The sequence below is a fragment of the Photorhabdus sp. RW14-46 genome, from assembly GCF_963887965.1.
Lineage (GTDB): Bacteria > Pseudomonadota > Gammaproteobacteria > Enterobacterales > Enterobacteriaceae > Photorhabdus > Photorhabdus laumondii.
Map to the genome: position 1 here is coordinate 40,881 of NZ_CAWPHH010000004.1, position 18,840 is coordinate 59,720.

Genomic DNA, 18,840 nt, shown 5'->3' on the forward strand with positions numbered 1-18,840 from the left:
CGATTTTGTTTGCAGGGTCTCAGTAACTCTTTTGAATAAAGCTACTGTCTAATTTTTTATCCTATACAGTCGCTTAATATCCATATAATCCAATGGGTCTTTCCCTGAAAACCCTCCCACTGATGGGCTAACAAGCCGTACACTCACCCGGTAATAAACGGGAATCAGCACCGAGTCTTTATCCAGTTGAAACTCGGCTTGTTGATATAATTTCTTACGCTCAATAGCATCCTTAGCGAGTAACGCCTGTTCCAGATAGCTATCAAAATTTTTATTCTGATAGAAAGTGGTGTTATTACTGCTGTCTGACAACAACATGTTTAAAAATGCTGTAGGTTCATTGTAATCGGCACACCAGGTTGCTCTGGTCACCTCATAATTCCCTTGATGGCGGCTTTCAAGAGAGGTTTTCCATTCCTGATTCTGCAAAATCACATCCGCTCCCAGATTCTTTTTCCACATGGAAGCGGCAGCAATAGCTTGTTGTTTATTTTGCTCAGAGGTGTTGTACAACAAGGTGAACTTCAATGGATTCGCCTGATTGAAACCGGCTTGGGCTAACAATTCTTTGGCGCGTTTATTGCGCTGCTCCTGTGTCCAATTAGCCCATTCTGGCTTAACAAAATCGCCACCACCGATAAATGTTGGCGTGAAACCATAAGCCGGGATTTGCCCCTGCCCCATAATTTTTCCAGCGATAATATCCCGGTCGAGACTTAATTTGACAGCTTCGCGGACTCTAACATCAGTAAATGGCGGTTTTTTGTTGTTAATTTCGTAATAAAACGTACAAAGATATGGACTGACACGAACCTGTTCAGGGAGCTCTTTTTTCATTTTCTGATACAGAGTCGGCGGAATGGCGCTGTTGGTGATATTTACCTCTCCACTACGATAGCGGTTAATATCACTGGTTTCGGATTGAAGGGGTAAAAGAGTCGCTTGATCAATAACTGTTTTTGCATTGTTCCAATATCGCGGGTTGCGTTCGATCACTATCCGCTCATTGACCACCCACTCTTTTAACAGATACGCCCCATTACCCACATAGTTTTCTGGTAGCGTCCATTTATTACCTAACTTTTCGACCACATCCTTTTTGACGGGTTTCATTGCCGTATGGCTGAGCATACTGACGAAATAAGGCACGGGGTGCGTCAGAGTCACCTGCAAACGATGATCATCCAGCGCTTTTACCCCCAACTGATCAGGCGATTTTTTACCCTTTAGAACATCACTAATATTTTCAACGTAAGCATATTGAAGATAGCTGGCATAAGGTGAACCCACTTTTGGGTCAGCTAACCGTTGCCAGCTATAGACAAAATCGTGGGCAGTGACAGGCGTTCCATCACTCCATTTAGCATTATCACGCAAATAAAAAGTCCATACCTTGTAATCCTGATTTTCCCAATGGGTCGCAACGCCTGGCACAACTTCTCCCTCAGAACCCGTCCTCACTAACCCTTCCAGGAGATTAAGAATAATGTTGCTTTCTGGTACACCTTCGACTTTATGTGGATCAAGCGAGGCAACTTCTGCGCCATTATTAATAATAATCTGCTGTTTATCCGCAAGTTTCACACCATCTGGAAGTTCAGCGGCAGACACGGCTGTAACAGAAAACGCCGATAATAAAAATATACAGGAAATAAACTTATGTAATTTTAATCGTTTGATCTTCATTTTTTACCTCCAGTTTGATGGACCGGTTCATTCCACATATCCCATCAAGGCCGGTATCTTCACATTATTTAACCCAAAGTAACGGATTAAATATTAAAGGCAACTTATCATATCAATTGTTAAAATATCGCTCTCATATTGCAAAAATCATCCTTACAAACAACTTAGTACGACTTATTACATTAATTGATAAAATATCCCAAAATTCATTATAACTAATTGATATGTATAGCATTATCAACTTAACACTTAAATAAAATAGTAAACAAAGCTAGACTAAAGATGAAAATAAACATAATTTTAACAAATTGCAATCAATGCAAATTAAAAACCTACATTCATCACAAAACAGTGGTGGAAGCAACCAGTTACACATTGAACTAACAGGAAAGAATAATTTAGAAAAATATTGGGTTATTTGTATAAAATTCAGGAAGTACCGATAAAAGAAGGGAGAAAAGCCTATGAAATAGGCTTTATAATAAAAATGATAAGAATATTATAATTTGTAATTTCACTAGAAAGGAAGCTAGCACCTTTTATCGTAAATCATATCAAAGCAACCCTGGGAATAGCGCTCTGATCCCTGTCACAATCAGTTCAATCCCCAAAGACATCAATAGCAGTCCCATAATTCGGGTGATAACGTTAATGCCTGTTTGCCCAAGATATTTGACGACTAAAGGTGCAGATCGAAACAATAACCAACAGCAAAAAGCAAACAACGCGCTGGTAAGCATCAACCCAATAAAATTCTGCCATCCCTGATAACGAGAACTCCAGACAATACAAGAACTGATTGCACCGGGACCTGCCATTAACGGCAATGCCAACGGCACCACACCCACACTTTCTCTAACGGCTGTTTCTGATTTTTCCTGCTTATTCTGTTTGTCCTCTCCAAGTTTACCGTTAATCATCGACATCGCGATGGTCACAACCAAAATCCCACCGGCAATACGAAAAGAGTCAATGGAAATGCCAAACATACGCAGTATCAAGTCACCTAACAGCAAAGCTGTCCATAAAATGATGGCAACAGAAATATTGGCAATAAAGTTAGTTCTATTACGCGCCGATTGGGCTTGGTAGTGAGTCATACTGATAAAAACCGGCAAAATACCAACAGGATTGACCAGTGCAAATAGCCCAACAAAAAACTTAATGTAACCTGGCAGATCCAGCAGTAAGTCACCCACGAAGAACCTCTATTGAGTTACGCTGTGTTGTTAAAAACATTCTCATGATTGCTCTCCCAAAGATCATATAAAACTTAATTTTTTCTTCACTTTATACTGGCGAAGTTCCCTTTTCCATCAACCACAACGCTTTTTTTAATTTAAAATATCTTATATAACAAGTTGTTAACCCGATATTTTTATTAGATTAAAAATTCAACCTTTTAACGCTATTTACAACCCAATCAATAATAATTATCACTGACCCAAGCTGAAAGGAATCAGCTTGGGAATTTATGTGATTAAGATCAATATATATTTAATACCAAATGGTAACCTGTAGTTACCAAAAAATCACCCAATTAAATGGTCTAAAAAATACTTATTCATTGATATTAAAGGGTTTTTAATATTTTCCAGGAGTACTTCTTTATGACTGTAACTCATGTTACTGAACTGAACGAACTCGTTGCTCGGGTAAAAAAAGCACAACGTGAATTTGCTAACTTTTCTCAGGAGCAAGTTGACAAAATCTTCCGCGCAGCAGCCCTTGCAGCGGCAGATGCACGTATCCCTTTAGCAAAATTAGCCGTAGCAGAATCCGGTATGGGCATTGTCGAAGACAAAGTAATCAAAAACCACTTTGCTTCCGAATATATCTATAACGCTTATAAAGATGAGAAAACCTGCGGCATTTTGTCTGAGGATAAAACATTCGGCACCATCACTATCGCCGAACCTATTGGCTTAATCTGCGGTATCGTGCCAACCACTAACCCAACATCTACCGCTATTTTTAAGGCCCTCATCAGCCTAAAAACCCGTAACGGCATTATTCTCTCACCCCACCCACGCGCCAAAAAAGCAACAACCAAAGCAGCAGAATTGGTTCTATCCGCTGCGGTTGCCGCGGGTGCGCCAAAAGATATTATTGGCTGGATTGATGAACCCTCCGTTGAACTTTCCAATGCATTGATGCACCACCAAGACATCAATCTCATCCTGGCGACCGGAGGCCCAGGTATGGTAAAAGCGGCATACAGCTCTGGTAAGCCCGCAATCGGCGTCGGTGCCGGTAACACCCCGGTTGTCATTGATGAATCAGCTGATATTAAACGCGCTGTTGCCTCTATTCTGATGTCTAAAACCTTTGACAACGGCGTCATCTGCGCTTCAGAACAATCCGTTATCGTGGTGGATGAAATTTATGATCAGGTGCGTAAACGTTTCTTTACTCATGGCGGTTATCTGTTACAAGGCAAGGAACTGAAAGCTGTTCAAGATATCATTCTGAAAAACGGTAGTCTAAATGCGGAAATCGTTGGTCAATCTGCAACAAAAATTGCCGAAATGGCAGGCATTAATGTTCCTGAAAAGACCAAGATCTTGATTGGAGAAGTGAGCTTAACTGATGAAGCAGAACCCTTTGCTCACGAAAAATTGTCTCCACTGCTCGCTATGTATCGTGGTAATAGCTTTGAAGATGCCGTAGAAAAGGCAGAAAAATTGGTTGAAATGGGCGGAATTGGTCACACTTCTTGCTTGTATACCGATCAGGACAATCAAGCCGCACGAATCAAGTATTTTGGCGATAAAATGAAAACAGCTCGTATTCTCGTGAATACTCCTGCTTCTCAGGGCGGTATCGGTGATCTCTATAACTTCAAGCTTGCCCCCTCTCTGACACTAGGCTGCGGCTCTTGGGGAGGAAATTCCATCTCTGAAAATGTAGGGCCCAAACATCTCATCAATACCAAAACCGTGGCGAAAAGAGCAGAAAATATGCTGTGGCATAAACTTCCGAAATCCATTTACTTCCGTCGCGGCTCCCTGCCTGTGGCATTAGAAGAAATTGCAACCGACGGTGCAAAACGCGCTTTTATCGTAACAGACCGTTTCTTATTTAATCATGGTTATGCTGATCAAGTCACTGATGTGCTGAAATCCCACGGGATAGAAACAGAAGTTTTCTTTGAAGTTGAAGCAGACCCTACCCTAAGCACTGTTCGTAAGGGTGCGGAACAAATGCACTCATTCAAACCGGACATCATTATTGCTCTGGGGGGAGGGTCCCCAATGGATGCGGCCAAAATTATGTGGGTGATGTATGAACACCCTGAAACGCATTTCGAAGAGCTAGCTCTACGGTTTATGGATATCCGTAAACGCATCTATAGATTCCCTAAAATGGGGGTTAAAGCGAAAATGGTCGCCATTACCACAACTTCCGGCACAGGTTCTGAAGTGACACCATTTGCGGTTGTCACTGATGATGCAACCGGCCAGAAATATCCACTGGCTGATTATGAATTGACGCCTAATATAGCTATTGTTGATGCCAATCTAGTCATGGATATGCCGAAATCACTCTGTGCTTTTGGTGGGCTGGATGCAATCACTCACGCTTTAGAAGCTTATGTATCAGTCTTAGCAAACGAATACTCTGACGGACAAGCACTGCAAGCGCTAAAACTACTGAAAGAGTTCCTCCCAACCAGCTATCATGAAGGGGCCACGAACCCAGTTGCCCGTGAACGGGTTCATAATGCAGCAACTATTGCAGGGATTGCATTTGCTAATGCCTTCTTGGGGGTATGCCACTCTATGGCGCATAAACTGGGTTCTGAGTTCCATATCCCGCATGGCTTGGCTAACGCATTGCTGATTTGTAACGTTATCCGCTATAACGCTAACGATAACCCAACCAAACAGACTGCATTCAGTCAATATGATCGCCCACAGGCCCGCCGTCGTTACGCTGAAATTGCCGATCATCTTGGTTTATCGGCTACGGGTGACCATACTGTCACAAAAATTGAAAAACTGTTAGCCTGGCTGAAAGAGCTCAAGTCTGAGCTAGGTATCCCGACATCTATCCGTGAAGCGGGCGTTCAAGAAGCTGACTTTCTGGCAAAAATTGATAAGTTATCTGAAGATGCCTTCGACGACCAATGTACCGGTGCTAACCCACGCTACCCGCTGATTTCTGAGCTAAAACAATTGCTGTTGGATTCATACTATGGACGAGAATTCACAGAAACCGTTGCAACAGAAAAAAGCCAATAAGAACAAATTTATTAACTGATTAAATACTACTTAAGGGTGCTGATATCAGCATCCTTTAACTTACGCTGCTCTATATCCGTTATCTTTCAAGTTGCCTCTTTGTTGGCTGCCCGGTCACATCGTTATCTATGCTCCCGGGGATTCACTCCCTTGCCGTCGCGATCCATCTTGAAATCCATTAGGTATATTCTTAATACAAACTCTCAAACAGAACATCCAATCGCTTCACAGAAATCTATCCATTACACGCTGTCTTTTCTGTTTTTCCTCGCCTCATTAATAGCCTCCATATAGTGCTTACGGCAAACAGACACATATTTTTCATTACCACCGATATCAACTTGCTCGCCATCATAAATGGCCACACCTTCGCTATCAAAACGTAATACACGGTTCGCTTTGCGTCCACAATAGCAAATAGTTTTCAATTCAACTAACTTATCAGCCCATGCTAGAAGATACTGGCTACCACTGAAAAGCTCGCCTCTGAAATCAGTTCTCAGCCCATAACAAAGAACCGGAATATCATCATAATCAGTCACCTTACATATCTGTTCAATCTGTGCTTTCGTGAGAAAATGGCACTCATCAATAAGCACACAATGCACTTTTGCCTGCTTATTTTCATTTTTGATCAACTCACCAATATCTGTCTGTTGACTAAACAGAAGTGCATCAGAAGATAATCCAATCCGAGAATTGACTTTTCCATTTTCAAACCGGGTGTCAATTTCTGCGGTAAACACCAGCGTTCTCATCCCTCTTTCATTATAGTTATAAGAGGATTGCAACAAAGATGTCGATTTTCCAGCATTCATTGCGGAGTAATAAAAATAAAGTTGAGCCATCAACCCTGCCCCTTAACAAAATTTATAAAGCCATATAGTCAGATGAGTTTACCATAAACTTGAGTCGTGATTATCCATCTTAGTAAGCTGCACGGGTTGATATACCGAAATATTTAGCTTAGTGATGTCTTAATGATTCATGACCACCATCACACCAGCCGAGTAATAAAACGCATTTGAGTGACAAATGTTCATGCTTAAATTAAAAAATGAAAGCCAGGCTGATTTGTTGCATATCGTATGCAAATTAATAATGTGCGTGATTTACTTCCAGGAACCGGTAACAGTAAATCAGCGATAACTCATGGATTAGTCATAAGTTTTTTTTAACTTAGTATTATTCTGCTTTAGCGGGTATGATAAGAAACAGTTAAAATTACTTACCGATTTAGTATATACCTGGTTTATAAATTAGAGAGATTATCATGTCGTCTCTTTGTTAAAGGTACCCTGAACATGTTATTGGGGAATGACAATCGAAATAGCTGTATAAAAAGCGCTATATAACTTTTGTAAAGAAATTACGTTTAAAAAAAAAGAGCTATTTTATCGGAATATGAGAAATTGACTATTGCAGAAAATAAAATAGCATTCTATTATTATATCCACATCCGCCATCATCATTAATAATTTGAGACCAGGACAATGAGCGATTTAAAAACCCTAAATAACATCCGTACTTTACGAGCCCAAGCAAGAGAATGCCAACTTGAGTTCTTAGATGAAATACTTGAGAAACTGACCGTCGTTGTTGAAGAACGTCGTGAAGAAGAAAGTCAGGTACAAGCTGAATTAGAGGAACGTACACGTAAATTGGAAGAAGTTCGTAAAATGATTCTTGACCAAGGAATTGATCCAAGCGAATTGCTTCAGACAATGAGCGCCGGCAAATCTGCTGGTAAAGCAAAACGTCCTGCACGTCCAGCTAAATACCAATATGTTGATACAAACGGTGAAACTAAAACTTGGACTGGCCAAGGACGTACACCTGCTGTTATCAAAAAAGCAATTGAAGACGAAGGAAGAACGCTGGAAAGTTTCTTACTCTAATTCATTGTTTTTCAAGTTAATTTAATTAAAAACACCCTTTTAAAATAGAAGGGTGTTTTTATTGTAAAACAACTTAGCTGACAAAAGAATTAACGTCTATCGTACAAACGAGATAAGTATCCTTGAGAAGAATTTAGTCGAGTTGCCCGTTTTTTGTATCATTTCTTTATGACAAAGCAAGGCTAGTTACTCACTTAGCCAATGCCTAGATAAATTAATAATCAAACAGGCACAACTATTTCCTTCTCTCTGGTCACGGTCGTTGATTCAATAGATAAGGAGCCAACGGCTCCTTATCTTATTTAGACTGATGATAGAAACTCAAATACCACTCTACAAACTGCTTCACACCCTGCTTCACAGATGTATTTGGGGCAAACCTTATTTTTTGGACAATGCCACTTGAATCAGCACAGGTCGACAGAACATCACCATCTTGCATGGGCATGAAATTTTTCTTAGCCTGAATGCCTAATGATTCTTCTATTGCTTCAATAAAATCACCTAGTCTAGTTGGTTGACCATTACCAATATTATAAATACAGTAAGGGGCAGAGCTGGCAGATATTTGCCCATCTTCAACCATCCAGCTCTCATTTGATGTGGGAATGATCTCTTGCAATCTGATTATTGATTCAACGATATCATCTATATACGTAAAATCTCTAACCATATTACCGTGGTTATAAACATCAATAGGCTGCCCTGATAACATGGCCTTGGTGAACTTAAATAAAGCCATATCAGGACGTCCCCACGGACCATATACTGTAAAGAAGCGCAAACCTGTCGTTGGCAACTGATAAAGATGAGAGTAACTGTGAGACATTAATTCATCTGATTTTTTCGTTGCCGCATATAGTGAAACGGGATGATCAACCGAATCGTTTGTAGAAAACGGTTGCTTTCTATTTAATCCATAAACAGAACTAGAAGAAGAATATAATAAATGCTCAACATTATTGTGACGGCAACCTTCCAGAATATTGATATGCCCTATTATATTCGAATCAATGTAAGCCATTGGGTTTTGCAACGAATAGCGAACACCCGCCTGAGCCCCCAGATGGATAACCCGCTGAAATTGGTGTCGCGAAAAAAGATCGGGAATGGCTATTCTGTCAGCTAAATCTAGCTTTTCAAATTTAAAACCTGACCTATCAAATAATAGATCTAACCGTGCTTGTTTGAGATTCACATCATAATAGTCATTAAGGTTGTCGATACCCACAACCTCATGCCCCATTTGCAATAATCTCTGGCTCACATGAAAGCCAATAAAACCAGCAGCACCTGTGACTAAGAATTTCATTGTATTACTCAGATAACCGGATTATGGAAGCACCACGACCAATCCCATAATAAGTAAAACCTCGGGATTGCAGGCGTTCAGGATCATAGAGATTCCGGCCATCAAAGATAACCGGCGTTTTGAGAGACTCTTTGATGACATCAAAATCGGGCGCACGAAAACTTTGCCATTCAGTACAAATGATCAAGGCATCGGCTCCCTTAAGCGCTGCTTCTTTAGTTCCCATCAATAATAAATCATCACGCTGACCATAAATACGCTGAGCTTCCTGCATCGCCTCAGGATCGTAAGCCTGTATTTTGGCTCCGGCCTGCCATAATGCTTCCATCAAAACACGGCTTGATGCTTCACGCATATCATCGGTATTCGGTTTGAACGATAATCCCCAGACAGAAAATGTCTTACCGGATAAATCTTCACCGAAATGGCGCGTTACAAAAGAAGGCAATTTATGCTTTTGCAGTTCATTCACTTGCTCCACAGCACGAAGAATTTTAGGCTGATAACCAATTTGCTCTGCGGTACGAATTAACGCCTGCACATCTTTCGGGAAGCATGAGCCACCATAACCACAGCCCGGATAGATAAAATGATAGCCAATACGGGAATCAGAACCAATTCCTTGACGAACATGTTCAATATCAGCGCCAAGCATTTCAGCTAGATTAGATATCTCATTCATAAAACTGATTTTCGTTGCCAACATACAGTTAGCAGCATACTTTGTCAGTTCTGCGCTACGGATATCCATCACAATCATACGATCATGATTACGATTAAATGGTTCATACAATTCATACATTAGGTCAACGACTCTTTCATTGTCACACCCAATAATAATCCGTTCAGGGCGCATACAATCTGCAACAGCCGCGCCTTCTTTAAGGAACTCAGGGTTAGAAACCACATCAAATGGAATATCAATATTACGTTGACGCAGAGTCTCATTAACAACGGCATTAACTTTATCTGCGGTACCAACAGGAACCGTAGATTTATCGATAATCACCTTATAGCTATCCATATATTCCGCAATAGTACGAGCAACCGCTGTCACATACTTCAAATCTGCTGAACCATCTTCATCAGGAGGAGTACCAACAGCAATAAATTGCAATTTACCGTGTGCCACACCGGCCTTTTCATCCGTACTAAAATTCAGACGGCCTTCTTCATAATTTTTTTTCACCAGTGGAGCTAATCCAGGTTCAAAAATGGGAATTTGGCCATTTTTCAAATTTTCAACTTTATTTGCATCTATATCAATACAAAGAACATTATGACCGACTTCAGCTAAAACCGCCGCCTGAACCAAGCCAACATAGCCAATACCAAACACCGTAACTTTCATATAACCCCTAAATTTCCGTAAAATTATTCTTTAACCTGATCCTGCAACGCCACTAACCAATCCGTAAATTCTTTGCCCAAAGCATGATGTTTCATACCATACCGGACAAATGCCTGCATATAACCAAGCTTATTACCGCAATCATGGCTTACACCCTGCAAATGATAGGCTTCCACAGGTTCCCTTTCTATTAACATAGCAATTGCATCAGTAAGTTGAATTTCATCACCGGCACCGGGTGCTGTTTTTGCTAATAACGGCCAAATTTTCTCGGACAATACGTAACGGCCAACAATAGAAAGATTTGATGGTGCTTCTTTCGGTTTAGGTTTTTCAACCACGCGCTTAATGAGTTTGCTGTCACCGGGTTGAAGATTTTCCCCCTGACAATCGACAATACCATAACTAGAAACTTCTTCATGAGGTACAGGTTCTACTAATATTTGACTCGCGCCCGTTTCATTATACCGAACCAACATTTCGCTTAGATTATATCTGGTCAGATCTGTACTGTATTCATCAAGAATAACATCAGGCAGTATCACAGCAAAAGGTTCATCACCGATTAAAGGCTTGGCACATAACACCGCATGCCCTAATCCTTTAGCAATTCCCTGACGAGTTTGCATGATGGTGACATGACTTGGACAAATAGATTGAACTTCGTCCAATAATTGACGCTTCACCCTTTTCTCAAGGATAGCTTCTAACTCAAAACTGGTATCAAAATGGTTTTCAATTGAATTTTTTGATGAATGAGTCACCAAGATAATTTCATTAATCCCAGCGGCAATACATTCATTAACAACATACTGAATAAGAGGTTTATCTACTAAAGGCAACATCTCTTTAGGAATTGCTTTCGTAGCAGGCAACATCCTCGTTCCCAAGCCCGCAACTGGAATAACGGCTTTTTTTACTATTTTTTCTACTAATGTTTTTTCTACTGATGTTTTTTCTACTGATACTTTTTCTACTAATGATTTTTCTACTAATGGTTCGTTTACTAATGGCATTAACCTTTCTCCCGATGTTTTTTGGCTGAAACAAATCTGTCTTCAACTCAAAATCAGTGCCAATTCTTTAATAAGGCATCACTATTACTGATTATTTTGTGTCAATAAACCGCGCACACGAACAGCACGCAGGAACCAATGCATACAAAAGTTCACGGCTTCGTTCACCCTTCTGACCACTCAAAAAGTTATCACTTTCATCTGAGCAGTGCTAAATCCGTTCTTTGTACTAAAGAGCGGCAAATAAAATAGCCTGATTAGATAGATTTCCAAGCATAATAGGCGGAGTATACCAGCTAATTCTCTTCGATAAACATCACCATTCTGTATAATTACATTACCGTGACTTGATGTTTAAAATCCATTTTAAACAAAATTCCACCTTGGGAATATTCACCCAGAATACATTGAAGAAAGCATCAGATTTATTTGACTATTTGTATTCCAAATCCGACATTGCCATTCAGCACTATGAGAACAAACTTGGTTCGAACAAATCGTTCTCAATGTCCCAAGAGGAACACCACTGTCTAATTGGATTTGGCGATTACCCGACTTAATACTGGCATGTAACCCCGCGGAAGTGAGCAGAACCGTTTTATTGATCGTATGATAATACCCAAGCAGCAATGGAAATTGCCCTTGTAACCCTGCACCTTCCAGTAATTTATTAATTCTATTTAGAATAGCTGCCATATTGGGTAAACGCCGGGAATGGTGGATGATATGCTCCTGTAACAAACTGTTAAATATGACTCTAAGTAATAATGCTGAAATCACACCATACTCTTTTGAACGGCTAATATCTAGACAATAAAAAGCTAATTCATTGTCAGATAACGCCGCCATATCGAGAATTAACCCTGGATTATCAATCATATTTAATTTTCGGTAATTGACTTTACAATGGGCAATCACTTGAGAAACTGGGGGTTGTAACTGCTTAAGCATATTTAATGCTTCATCCGAATTATGCTTTAGGGTTAACCAATCTTTATTCAAGTTATTCTGTTCAATCGCACCAGACACAAAGACCGTAGGATGTAAATAGGCCAACACCGATTTTTTTATCTCATTAAGATCTGAAACCGGTTTTAATAAAACATCTTTTGCTCCCAAACGAAGCACTTCATCAATTTCGGCCATCTTGTTAGTCGCTGAAATAATAATAACTGGAATGCTAATACCCTCATTCGTCAATTTCGCAATAAATTCAATGCCATTCATAACCGGCATATCTAAATCACATAAAATAAGTTCAACATGAGCTTCGCGTCCTAGCACCTGTAGTGCAACAGCGCCATTAGATGCGACTAATACCTTAGCACCCAACGTTCGCAAATACCCTGCCAGCAAAGAACAAAAAACAGGTTCATCCTCCACAATCAGAATTTTTTTGCCTGCCAATGCCTTTTCCATAAATACGCTCCCTTACCTTAATATTGCGACCTTCACCTTTTCTTAGGTACTATCACTCATATTAGTTCAATTAAGTGACTATCATTTGTTCTCTTACGTTTCTTTGCAATAGAAAACCCATAAAAATGGTATTTCACCCTTTACAATTGGAGTTAATTTTGACAGAGCTATGTCCTTGTGGTAGTGGAATAGATTTTGCGGATTGCTGTTCCCCTTATCTCCAAAACATAAAATTTGCCCAAACTGCCGAATCACTGATGCGTTCCCGATACAGTGCCTATGTAAAGCACAACGCCGATTATCTAATTACCAGTTGGCATCCTGACTGCCAGGCTGAAAAGTGGCGTTTAGATATAGAACAGAGTTTTATTGTTACCCAGTGGCTCGGACTCAATGTCATTACAACTGAAAAAGGCGAAAATGATAACGAAGCCTATGTTGAATTTTCAGCTTGCTTTCTTGATCAAAAATCCCAAGATAAGCAACTTATTCATGAGCGTTCACGTTTTCTTCGTATAGACCAGCATTGGTACTATATTGATGGCATAAAACCTCAAATTGGCCGTAATAGCCCCTGCCCATGTGGTTCGGGTAAAAAATACAAAAAATGTTGTGGTTAAGGCCCATAAACAGCAAACACAAAATATTTAAGGATAATCCCATCCATGCAACACCAACATATACAAAAGAAAATTTTACGCACTATTTGCCCTGATGCTAAAGGACTGATCGCCAAAATTACTAATATTTGCTACAAACACCAACTGAATATAGTTCAGAATAATGAATTCGTCGATCATCGTACTGGTCGCTTTTTTATGCGTACTGAGCTTGAAGGAATCTTCAATGATGAGACATTGCTTGCTGATTTAGATGATGCACTACCGGTGGGTTCTCAACGGGAATTAAATAGTGCGGGGCGTCGGCGTATTGTCATTATGGTGACAAAAGAAGCGCATTGTCTTGGGGATTTGCTCATGAAAAGCGCTTATGACGGGCTTGATGTTGAAATTGCTGCGGTTATCGGCAATCACGCAACATTACAATCATTGGTTGAACAATTTGGCATTCCTTTCCATTTAATCAGTCACGAGGGTTTAACCCGTGAACAACATGATGAAAAACTGATTGCCCAGATTGACCAATACAAACCTGACTACGTGGTATTAGCTAAATACATGCGAGTACTGACACCAGAATTTGTCCAACATTATCCAAATCAGATTATTAACATTCACCACTCCTTTTTACCTGCATTTATCGGGGCGCGTCCTTATCATCAGGCTTATGAGAGAGGGGTAAAAATCATCGGCGCAACAGCACATTATGTGAATGATAATCTGGATGAAGGTCCAATTATTACTCAGAAGGTCATTAACATAGACCACACATACACGGCTGAAGATATGATGAGAGCGGGCCGGGATGTTGAAAAAAATGTTCTGAGCCATGCTTTATTTTGGGTTCTTGCTCAGCGGGTTTTTGTTTACGGCAACCGTACTGTAATTCTTTAAAGCTGAATTAATTGAGGCCCAAAAACAGGACACGGTAACTTATTTTCAAGCATATGCTTTACAGCGGCAGTTCATTTGATGTGATTCTGGCCGCTGTAAGCAGTAGTAGTGACTTTTCAAAAATGATGAATCATCCTTCCCCCGCCACCAGCAAACAGACCACTTCTTTGCTCACAACAAGATCAATAAGGATGGAAAATCAGCATATCGTCACTTATTTTTAAATATCTACTTTACAGCTGCGGCTCATTTGGTATGATTCCGGCCACTGTTAGCAACAGTGATATATTTCAAAATCTGGTGGGGTTCCCGAGCGGCCAAAGGGAGCAGACTGTAAATCTGCCGTCACAGACTTCGAAGGTTCGAATCCTTCCCCCACCACCATAAATGTCCTCCGAGCATTACAAACAAACCTAATTTCCTAAGTTAACATCCAATACACCCCTTGATTCCTCCAAAAACAGACAACCTACAGCAACGCTCCTAAATTACCTACCCTTAACAGTTCCAGAGACTAACTAACATCTTTAAAAGAATTCAGTGAAAAGCGCTTACCCAACCTTAATGTACCCATAATGATATTTCTTATCACACCTTTATGTGAAATTTAACATTTCGCAAAAATCAACAATAAATAATATAAATCAAATAATTACAAAAATAACCACCTTCAAACAGCGGGCATTAGAATGTGATAACCATCGTGTATTTGTGAAATGACGTGTGAAATAATGATAAAAGAATAACAAATTATAACAACAACACCAGGGAACCACCATGAGCCAATCAATACAAAAAATAGGAATTATAGGATTGGGGGCTATGGGCATGGGAATTGCCCGCGCGTTAATACGCGCGGGCATTCCCACGTATGGATTTGATTTAAACCAAAAAGCCTGTGACCAACTACTACAAGCAGGCGCTAAAGCGGCGACAAACAACGCAGCAAATTGGGCATCAGAGCTGGATGCTATCTTACTTGTTGTTGTCAATGGTGCTCAAATAGAAAGCATCCTGTTTGAGGGCGAAACACCGTTAGTCAACCAGTTAAAAGCCGGTACGATCATTGTGCTTCACAGTACCGTTGCCGCAGAACAGGCTAAAGATTTTGCCCATCGTCTTAGCCAACACAATCTAAACATGCTGGACGCGCCTATTTCAGGGGGCGCACTAAAAGCTGAACAAGGCCAGCTCACCGTTATGGCTTCCGGTGAACCCGCATTATTTGAACAACTAAAACCCGTATTTGATGCCACCACCGAACGTCTCTACCATGTTGGAAATGAAATTGGTCAAGGCTCTACCGTCAAAACAATCCATCAATTACTTGCCGGTATACATATTGCTGCCGCAGCGGAAAGTATGGCATTGGCGGCCAAAGCCGGCATTTCTCTGGAGCTGATGTACGACATTGTCACCCACGCAGCGGGTAACTCTTGGATGTTTGAAAACCGCGTCCCCCATATTCTGGCAGGGGATTACACTGCTAAATCCTCCGTAGACATTTTTGTCAAAGATCTGAGATTAGTCTTAGAAACAGGTAGAGATCTGAAACTCCCATTACCATTATCAGCCACTGCACATCAAATGTTCCTTACTGCCAGTAATGAAGGTTTCGGCCAATGGGATGACAGCGCGGTTATCAAAACATTTAAAGGTATCACTTTGCCGGAGAAAAAATAATGACCATTAAATTGGGCGTTATCGCTGATGACTTTACCGGCGCAACCGATATCGCCGGTTTTATGGCACAAAGCGGTTGGCGAGTTGTCCAGTTACTGGATACACCTGATGAAAATATCGCCATTCCACAGGATATTGATGCTATCGTTATCAGCCTGAAAAGCCGTTCCTGCCCGATAGACGAAGCCGTGAATAACGCAGTGAAATCCTGCCGCTGGTTACGTCAGAAAACAGGTTGTCAACAAATATTCTTCAAATACTGCTCAACTTTTGACTCTACCAGCAAAGGCAATATTGGGCCGGTCACGGATGCCCTGATGGATGAACTACAAACAGACATCACGCTGATCTCCCCTGCCCTTCCCGTTAACGGGCGAACCGTTATACATGGGCATCTATTTGTCAACGGTCAACTACTTAATGAAAGTGGTATGCAGCACCATCCGGTGACACCAATGACAGATGCCAATCTACTGCGCCTAATAGAACAACAAGCTCAAGGGAAAGCAGATCTGGTGGATCTGGCATGTGTACACCAAGGCGAGCAGGCAATCCGCGTAAGGCTAAATCATTTACAACAACAAAACATACGCTACGCAATAACAGATACCCTCTCCATGAATGACCTACTGCCTATTGCCAGAGCGGCATCAGCGCTGAAATTAATCACTGGTGGCTCTGGTCTTGGTGCTGCCCTTGCCAGCACAGACACCGGTAAGCCATTGATGCCATACCAACCGGAAGGAGCAACCCCACCCGCCGAGAATAGACGCACCGTGATCCTTTCTGGCAGTTGTTCCGTCATGACCAACAAACAAGTTGCTCTATACCAGAAATTCGCTCCAACTAAAGCCCTGAATATTGATTCATGCATCAATGATCCACAATATGCCGAAAAGCTGGTTGCGTGGGTTATTCAGCAATCCGAAAACTATCTGGCACCGATGCTATACACGACTCACCTCCCAGAAACATTACAGAAAATCCAGCAACAATATGGTGCAACTACTGCCAGTGAAGCAATAGAAAACACCTTCGCCAGCGTTGTAAAAGGTCTGAGTCAGCTAGGATTCAATACCTTTATTGTCGCAGGCGGCGAGACTGCCGGTAAGATAGTACAAAGCTTGGACATCCAACAATTCAGTATCGGTGCACCCATTGCTCCCGGCGTACCTTGGGTACACGATCGACAACACAATTATTGGCTGGCATTGAAATCAGGTAACTTCGGCAATATCGATTTCTTCCTGCATGTACAGGAGATGTTTCATGAGTGAACAAGCACTAAGGTCAGAGTTAGTCGAATGGGCTCGTTCAATGTTCTACCGGGGTTATAGCAGTGGCGGTGCAGGTAACATCAGCGCCAAACTGGAAGATGGCACGATTATCATCACGCCGACCAACTCCAGTTTTGGTGACTTGCAAGCGAATCGCCTGAGTAAGCTAGATGCAGAGGGTAATTGGCTATCCGGTGACAAACCCACAAAAGAAGTTTCCATGCATTTGGCCATGTACCGCAACCGTCCCGAATGCCATGCGGTGGTCCATCTACATTCCCCTTGGTTAACTGCCCTTTCCTGCCTATCCAATCTGGATAGAAGTAACTGTCTACCTCCGATTACGCCCTACTATGTCATGCGGGTCGGAAAACTGCCTCTGGTCAAATATCTGCCACCAGGAGATGAAAGAATCGGTGAAGAAATTGCGAAGCTGGCCGCAAAACACAACGCAATCCTCCTCTCGAACCACGGACCTGTTGTCGGCGGCAAAACTTTACGGCAAGCTTTTTTCAACGCAGAAGAATTGGAAGATACCGCACGGCTCTATTTAACCTTATTGCCACACGGCTTCACGACATTAAATGAAGAGCAAGTACAAGAACTTGAAACTCGTTACCCAAAAACTGAGTGAACAAACAAGGAATTCGTTATGGCTAAATTCGCGGCAAACTTGAGCATGATGTTCAATGATGTACCTTTCACAGAACGTTTTGCCCGTGCAGCCAAAGCTGGATTTAAAGGCGTTGAATATCTGTTTCCTTATGAAGTCGCAGCGGAAGAGCTTGCTGCCCTATTAAAACAGCATCAATTAACTCAAGCTCTATTCAACATGCCCGCCGGAGACTGGGCGGCGGGAGAAAGAGGAATAGCCTCTATGCCTGGCCGTGAAAAAGAATTTGCCGCCGGTGTGCAAACCGCGCTGAAATATGCACTGGCGCTGAACTGCAAGCAAGTTCATGCGATGGCGGGAAAGCTGCATGAACACTTCACACCAGAACAACAATGTGAGTGTTATATCAGAAACATTCGATATGCCGCTGATGTGATGGTAGAACATAACATCAACGTATTAATTGAACCAATTAATACGCGTGATATGCCGGGTTACTTTCTGACAACTCAGCATCAAGCTGAAACATTACTCAAAGAAATTGACCGTCAAAATGTTTTTATCCAACTAGATCTTTATCATTGCCAGATTATGGAAGGGGATTTGCTACGCACCATTGAACGTCTATGGGACAAATTCAGTCACATCCAGATTGCCTCGGTGCCCGAACGCCACGAACCCGATAGCGGCGAAGTGAACTATCCGTGGCTATTTAACAAACTGGATGAAATGGGCTATCAAGGGTGGTTGGGCTGTGAATATCACCCTGCGGGTTACACCGAAGAGGGTCTGGATTGGTTGACCAAAGCACAGAAATAATCAGGAGA

Annotated in this window: 15 protein-coding genes and 1 tRNA gene; 9 read left to right on the top strand and 7 right to left on the bottom strand. The window is 41.4% G+C overall.

Features of this window, described 5'->3' with window-relative positions; translation table 11 throughout:
• Window positions 1-48 precede the first annotated feature (48 nt).
• Together AACQ38_RS04905 and AACQ38_RS04910 are read right to left on the bottom strand one after the other, a co-directional pair.
• Window positions 49-1,686, bottom strand: a complete 1,638-nt coding sequence (locus tag AACQ38_RS04905; protein WP_165577563.1) for an ABC transporter substrate-binding protein — start codon at window positions 1,684-1,686, stop codon at window positions 49-51.
• A 554-nt stretch (window positions 1,687-2,240) separates the two neighbouring features.
• A complete protein-coding gene (locus tag AACQ38_RS04910; RefSeq protein ID WP_011146718.1) occupies window positions 2,241-2,885 on the bottom strand; it encodes a YchE family NAAT transporter in 645 nt (214 codons plus the stop codon).
• 411 nt (window positions 2,886-3,296) lie between these two features.
• On the opposite strand from AACQ38_RS04910, the gene adhE reads away from it, so the two are divergent.
• The gene (gene adhE / locus AACQ38_RS04915; protein ID WP_165577564.1) at window positions 3,297-5,930 is read left to right on the top strand and encodes a bifunctional acetaldehyde-CoA/alcohol dehydrogenase; all 2,634 of its coding nucleotides are present in this window, start codon (window positions 3,297-3,299) and stop codon (window positions 5,928-5,930) included.
• A gap of 242 nt (window positions 5,931-6,172) precedes the next feature.
• On the opposite strand, the gene AACQ38_RS04920 is transcribed toward adhE, so the two are convergent.
• Window positions 6,173-6,778 carry a thymidine kinase gene (locus AACQ38_RS04920; protein ID WP_165577565.1) on the bottom strand — a complete coding sequence of 202 codons (606 nt, stop codon included), beginning with the start codon at window positions 6,776-6,778 and terminating at the stop codon, window positions 6,173-6,175.
• A 645-nt stretch (window positions 6,779-7,423) separates the two neighbouring features.
• Here AACQ38_RS04920 and hns point away from each other — a divergent pair.
• A complete protein-coding gene (gene hns, locus AACQ38_RS04925) occupies window positions 7,424-7,828 on the top strand; it encodes a histone-like nucleoid-structuring protein H-NS (RefSeq protein WP_011146721.1) in 405 nt (134 codons plus the stop codon).
• A gap of 298 nt (window positions 7,829-8,126) precedes the next feature.
• Here hns and AACQ38_RS04930 read toward each other — a convergent pair whose 3' ends face one another.
• From AACQ38_RS04930 to rssB, 4 genes are all read right to left on the bottom strand, one after another.
• Window positions 8,127-9,140 carry an NAD-dependent epimerase gene (locus tag AACQ38_RS04930; RefSeq protein ID WP_165577566.1) on the bottom strand — a complete coding sequence of 338 codons (1,014 nt, stop codon included), beginning with the start codon at window positions 9,138-9,140 and terminating at the stop codon, window positions 8,127-8,129.
• A gap of 4 nt (window positions 9,141-9,144) precedes the next feature.
• Window positions 9,145-10,491 (bottom strand): UDP-glucose dehydrogenase family protein, encoded by a 1,347-nt coding sequence (locus tag AACQ38_RS04935; protein ID WP_165577567.1) that lies wholly within the window; start codon window positions 10,489-10,491, stop codon window positions 9,145-9,147.
• 23 nt (window positions 10,492-10,514) lie between these two features.
• Window positions 10,515-11,507, bottom strand: coding sequence for a UTP--glucose-1-phosphate uridylyltransferase GalU (gene galU, locus AACQ38_RS04940; RefSeq protein ID WP_207631788.1), 993 nt, complete (start codon window positions 11,505-11,507; stop codon window positions 10,515-10,517).
• A 393-nt stretch (window positions 11,508-11,900) separates the two neighbouring features.
• Window positions 11,901-12,926, bottom strand: a complete 1,026-nt coding sequence (gene rssB / locus AACQ38_RS04945; protein ID WP_165577568.1) for a two-component system response regulator RssB — start codon at window positions 12,924-12,926, stop codon at window positions 11,901-11,903.
• Window positions 12,927-13,084: 158 nt separating this feature from the next.
• On the opposite strand from rssB, the gene AACQ38_RS04950 reads away from it, so the two are divergent.
• The 7 genes from AACQ38_RS04950 (at window position 13,085) to otnI (ending at window position 18,832) form a co-directional block, all read left to right on the top strand.
• Window positions 13,085-13,546: a YchJ family protein gene (locus AACQ38_RS04950; RefSeq protein WP_082302869.1), complete on the top strand. Its 462-nt coding sequence runs from the start codon at window positions 13,085-13,087 to the stop codon at window positions 13,544-13,546.
• 45 nt (window positions 13,547-13,591) lie between these two features.
• Complete coding sequence (gene purU / locus AACQ38_RS04955) at window positions 13,592-14,440, top strand: formyltetrahydrofolate deformylase (protein WP_011146727.1); 849 nt, start codon at window positions 13,592-13,594, stop codon at window positions 14,438-14,440.
• A 299-nt stretch (window positions 14,441-14,739) separates the two neighbouring features.
• Window positions 14,740-14,824 (top strand) — tRNA-Tyr (locus AACQ38_RS04960).
• A 393-nt stretch (window positions 14,825-15,217) separates the two neighbouring features.
• Window positions 15,218-16,123, top strand: a complete 906-nt coding sequence (ltnD, locus tag AACQ38_RS04965) for an L-threonate dehydrogenase (protein ID WP_011146730.1) — start codon at window positions 15,218-15,220, stop codon at window positions 16,121-16,123.
• On the top strand, window positions 16,123-17,400 hold the full coding sequence (gene otnK, locus AACQ38_RS04970; RefSeq protein ID WP_011146731.1) for a 3-oxo-tetronate kinase: 1,278 nt from the start codon (window positions 16,123-16,125) through the stop codon (window positions 17,398-17,400). The genes ltnD and otnK overlap by 1 nt, the downstream gene beginning before the upstream one ends.
• Window positions 17,393-18,034 carry a 3-oxo-tetronate 4-phosphate decarboxylase gene (otnC, locus tag AACQ38_RS04975; protein WP_041380095.1) on the top strand — a complete coding sequence of 214 codons (642 nt, stop codon included), beginning with the start codon at window positions 17,393-17,395 and terminating at the stop codon, window positions 18,032-18,034. The genes otnK and otnC overlap by 8 nt, the downstream gene beginning before the upstream one ends.
• Window positions 18,035-18,052: 18 nt before the next feature.
• Window positions 18,053-18,832: a 2-oxo-tetronate isomerase gene (gene otnI, locus AACQ38_RS04980; RefSeq protein ID WP_165577570.1), complete on the top strand. Its 780-nt coding sequence runs from the start codon at window positions 18,053-18,055 to the stop codon at window positions 18,830-18,832.
• Window positions 18,833-18,840: the final 8 nt, after the last annotated feature.

Bases quoted from the DNA above. Each gene is read 5' to 3' on its own strand.
- AACQ38_RS04905 (WP_165577563.1), bottom strand. From the start codon at position 1,686: ATGAAGATCAAACGATTAAAATTACATAAGTTTATTTCCTGTATATTT.
- adhE (WP_165577564.1), top strand. From the start codon at position 3,297: ATGACTGTAACTCATGTTACTGAACTGAACGAACTCGTTGCTCGGGTA.
- AACQ38_RS04920 (WP_165577565.1), bottom strand. From the start codon at position 6,778: ATGGCTCAACTTTATTTTTATTACTCCGCAATGAATGCTGGAAAATCG.
- hns (WP_011146721.1), top strand. From the start codon at position 7,424: ATGAGCGATTTAAAAACCCTAAATAACATCCGTACTTTACGAGCCCAA.
- AACQ38_RS04930 (WP_165577566.1), bottom strand. From the start codon at position 9,140: ATGAAATTCTTAGTCACAGGTGCTGCTGGTTTTATTGGCTTTCATGTG.
- AACQ38_RS04935 (WP_165577567.1), bottom strand. From the start codon at position 10,491: ATGAAAGTTACGGTGTTTGGTATTGGCTATGTTGGCTTGGTTCAGGCG.
- galU (WP_207631788.1), bottom strand. From the start codon at position 11,507: ATGCCATTAGTAAACGAACCATTAGTAGAAAAATCATTAGTAGAAAAA.
- rssB (WP_165577568.1), bottom strand. From the start codon at position 12,926: ATGGAAAAGGCATTGGCAGGCAAAAAAATTCTGATTGTGGAGGATGAA.
- purU (WP_011146727.1), top strand. From the start codon at position 13,592: ATGCAACACCAACATATACAAAAGAAAATTTTACGCACTATTTGCCCT.
- ltnD (WP_011146730.1), top strand. From the start codon at position 15,218: ATGAGCCAATCAATACAAAAAATAGGAATTATAGGATTGGGGGCTATG.
- otnK (WP_011146731.1), top strand. From the start codon at position 16,123: ATGACCATTAAATTGGGCGTTATCGCTGATGACTTTACCGGCGCAACC.
- otnC (WP_041380095.1), top strand. From the start codon at position 17,393: ATGAGTGAACAAGCACTAAGGTCAGAGTTAGTCGAATGGGCTCGTTCA.
- otnI (WP_165577570.1), top strand. From the start codon at position 18,053: ATGGCTAAATTCGCGGCAAACTTGAGCATGATGTTCAATGATGTACCT.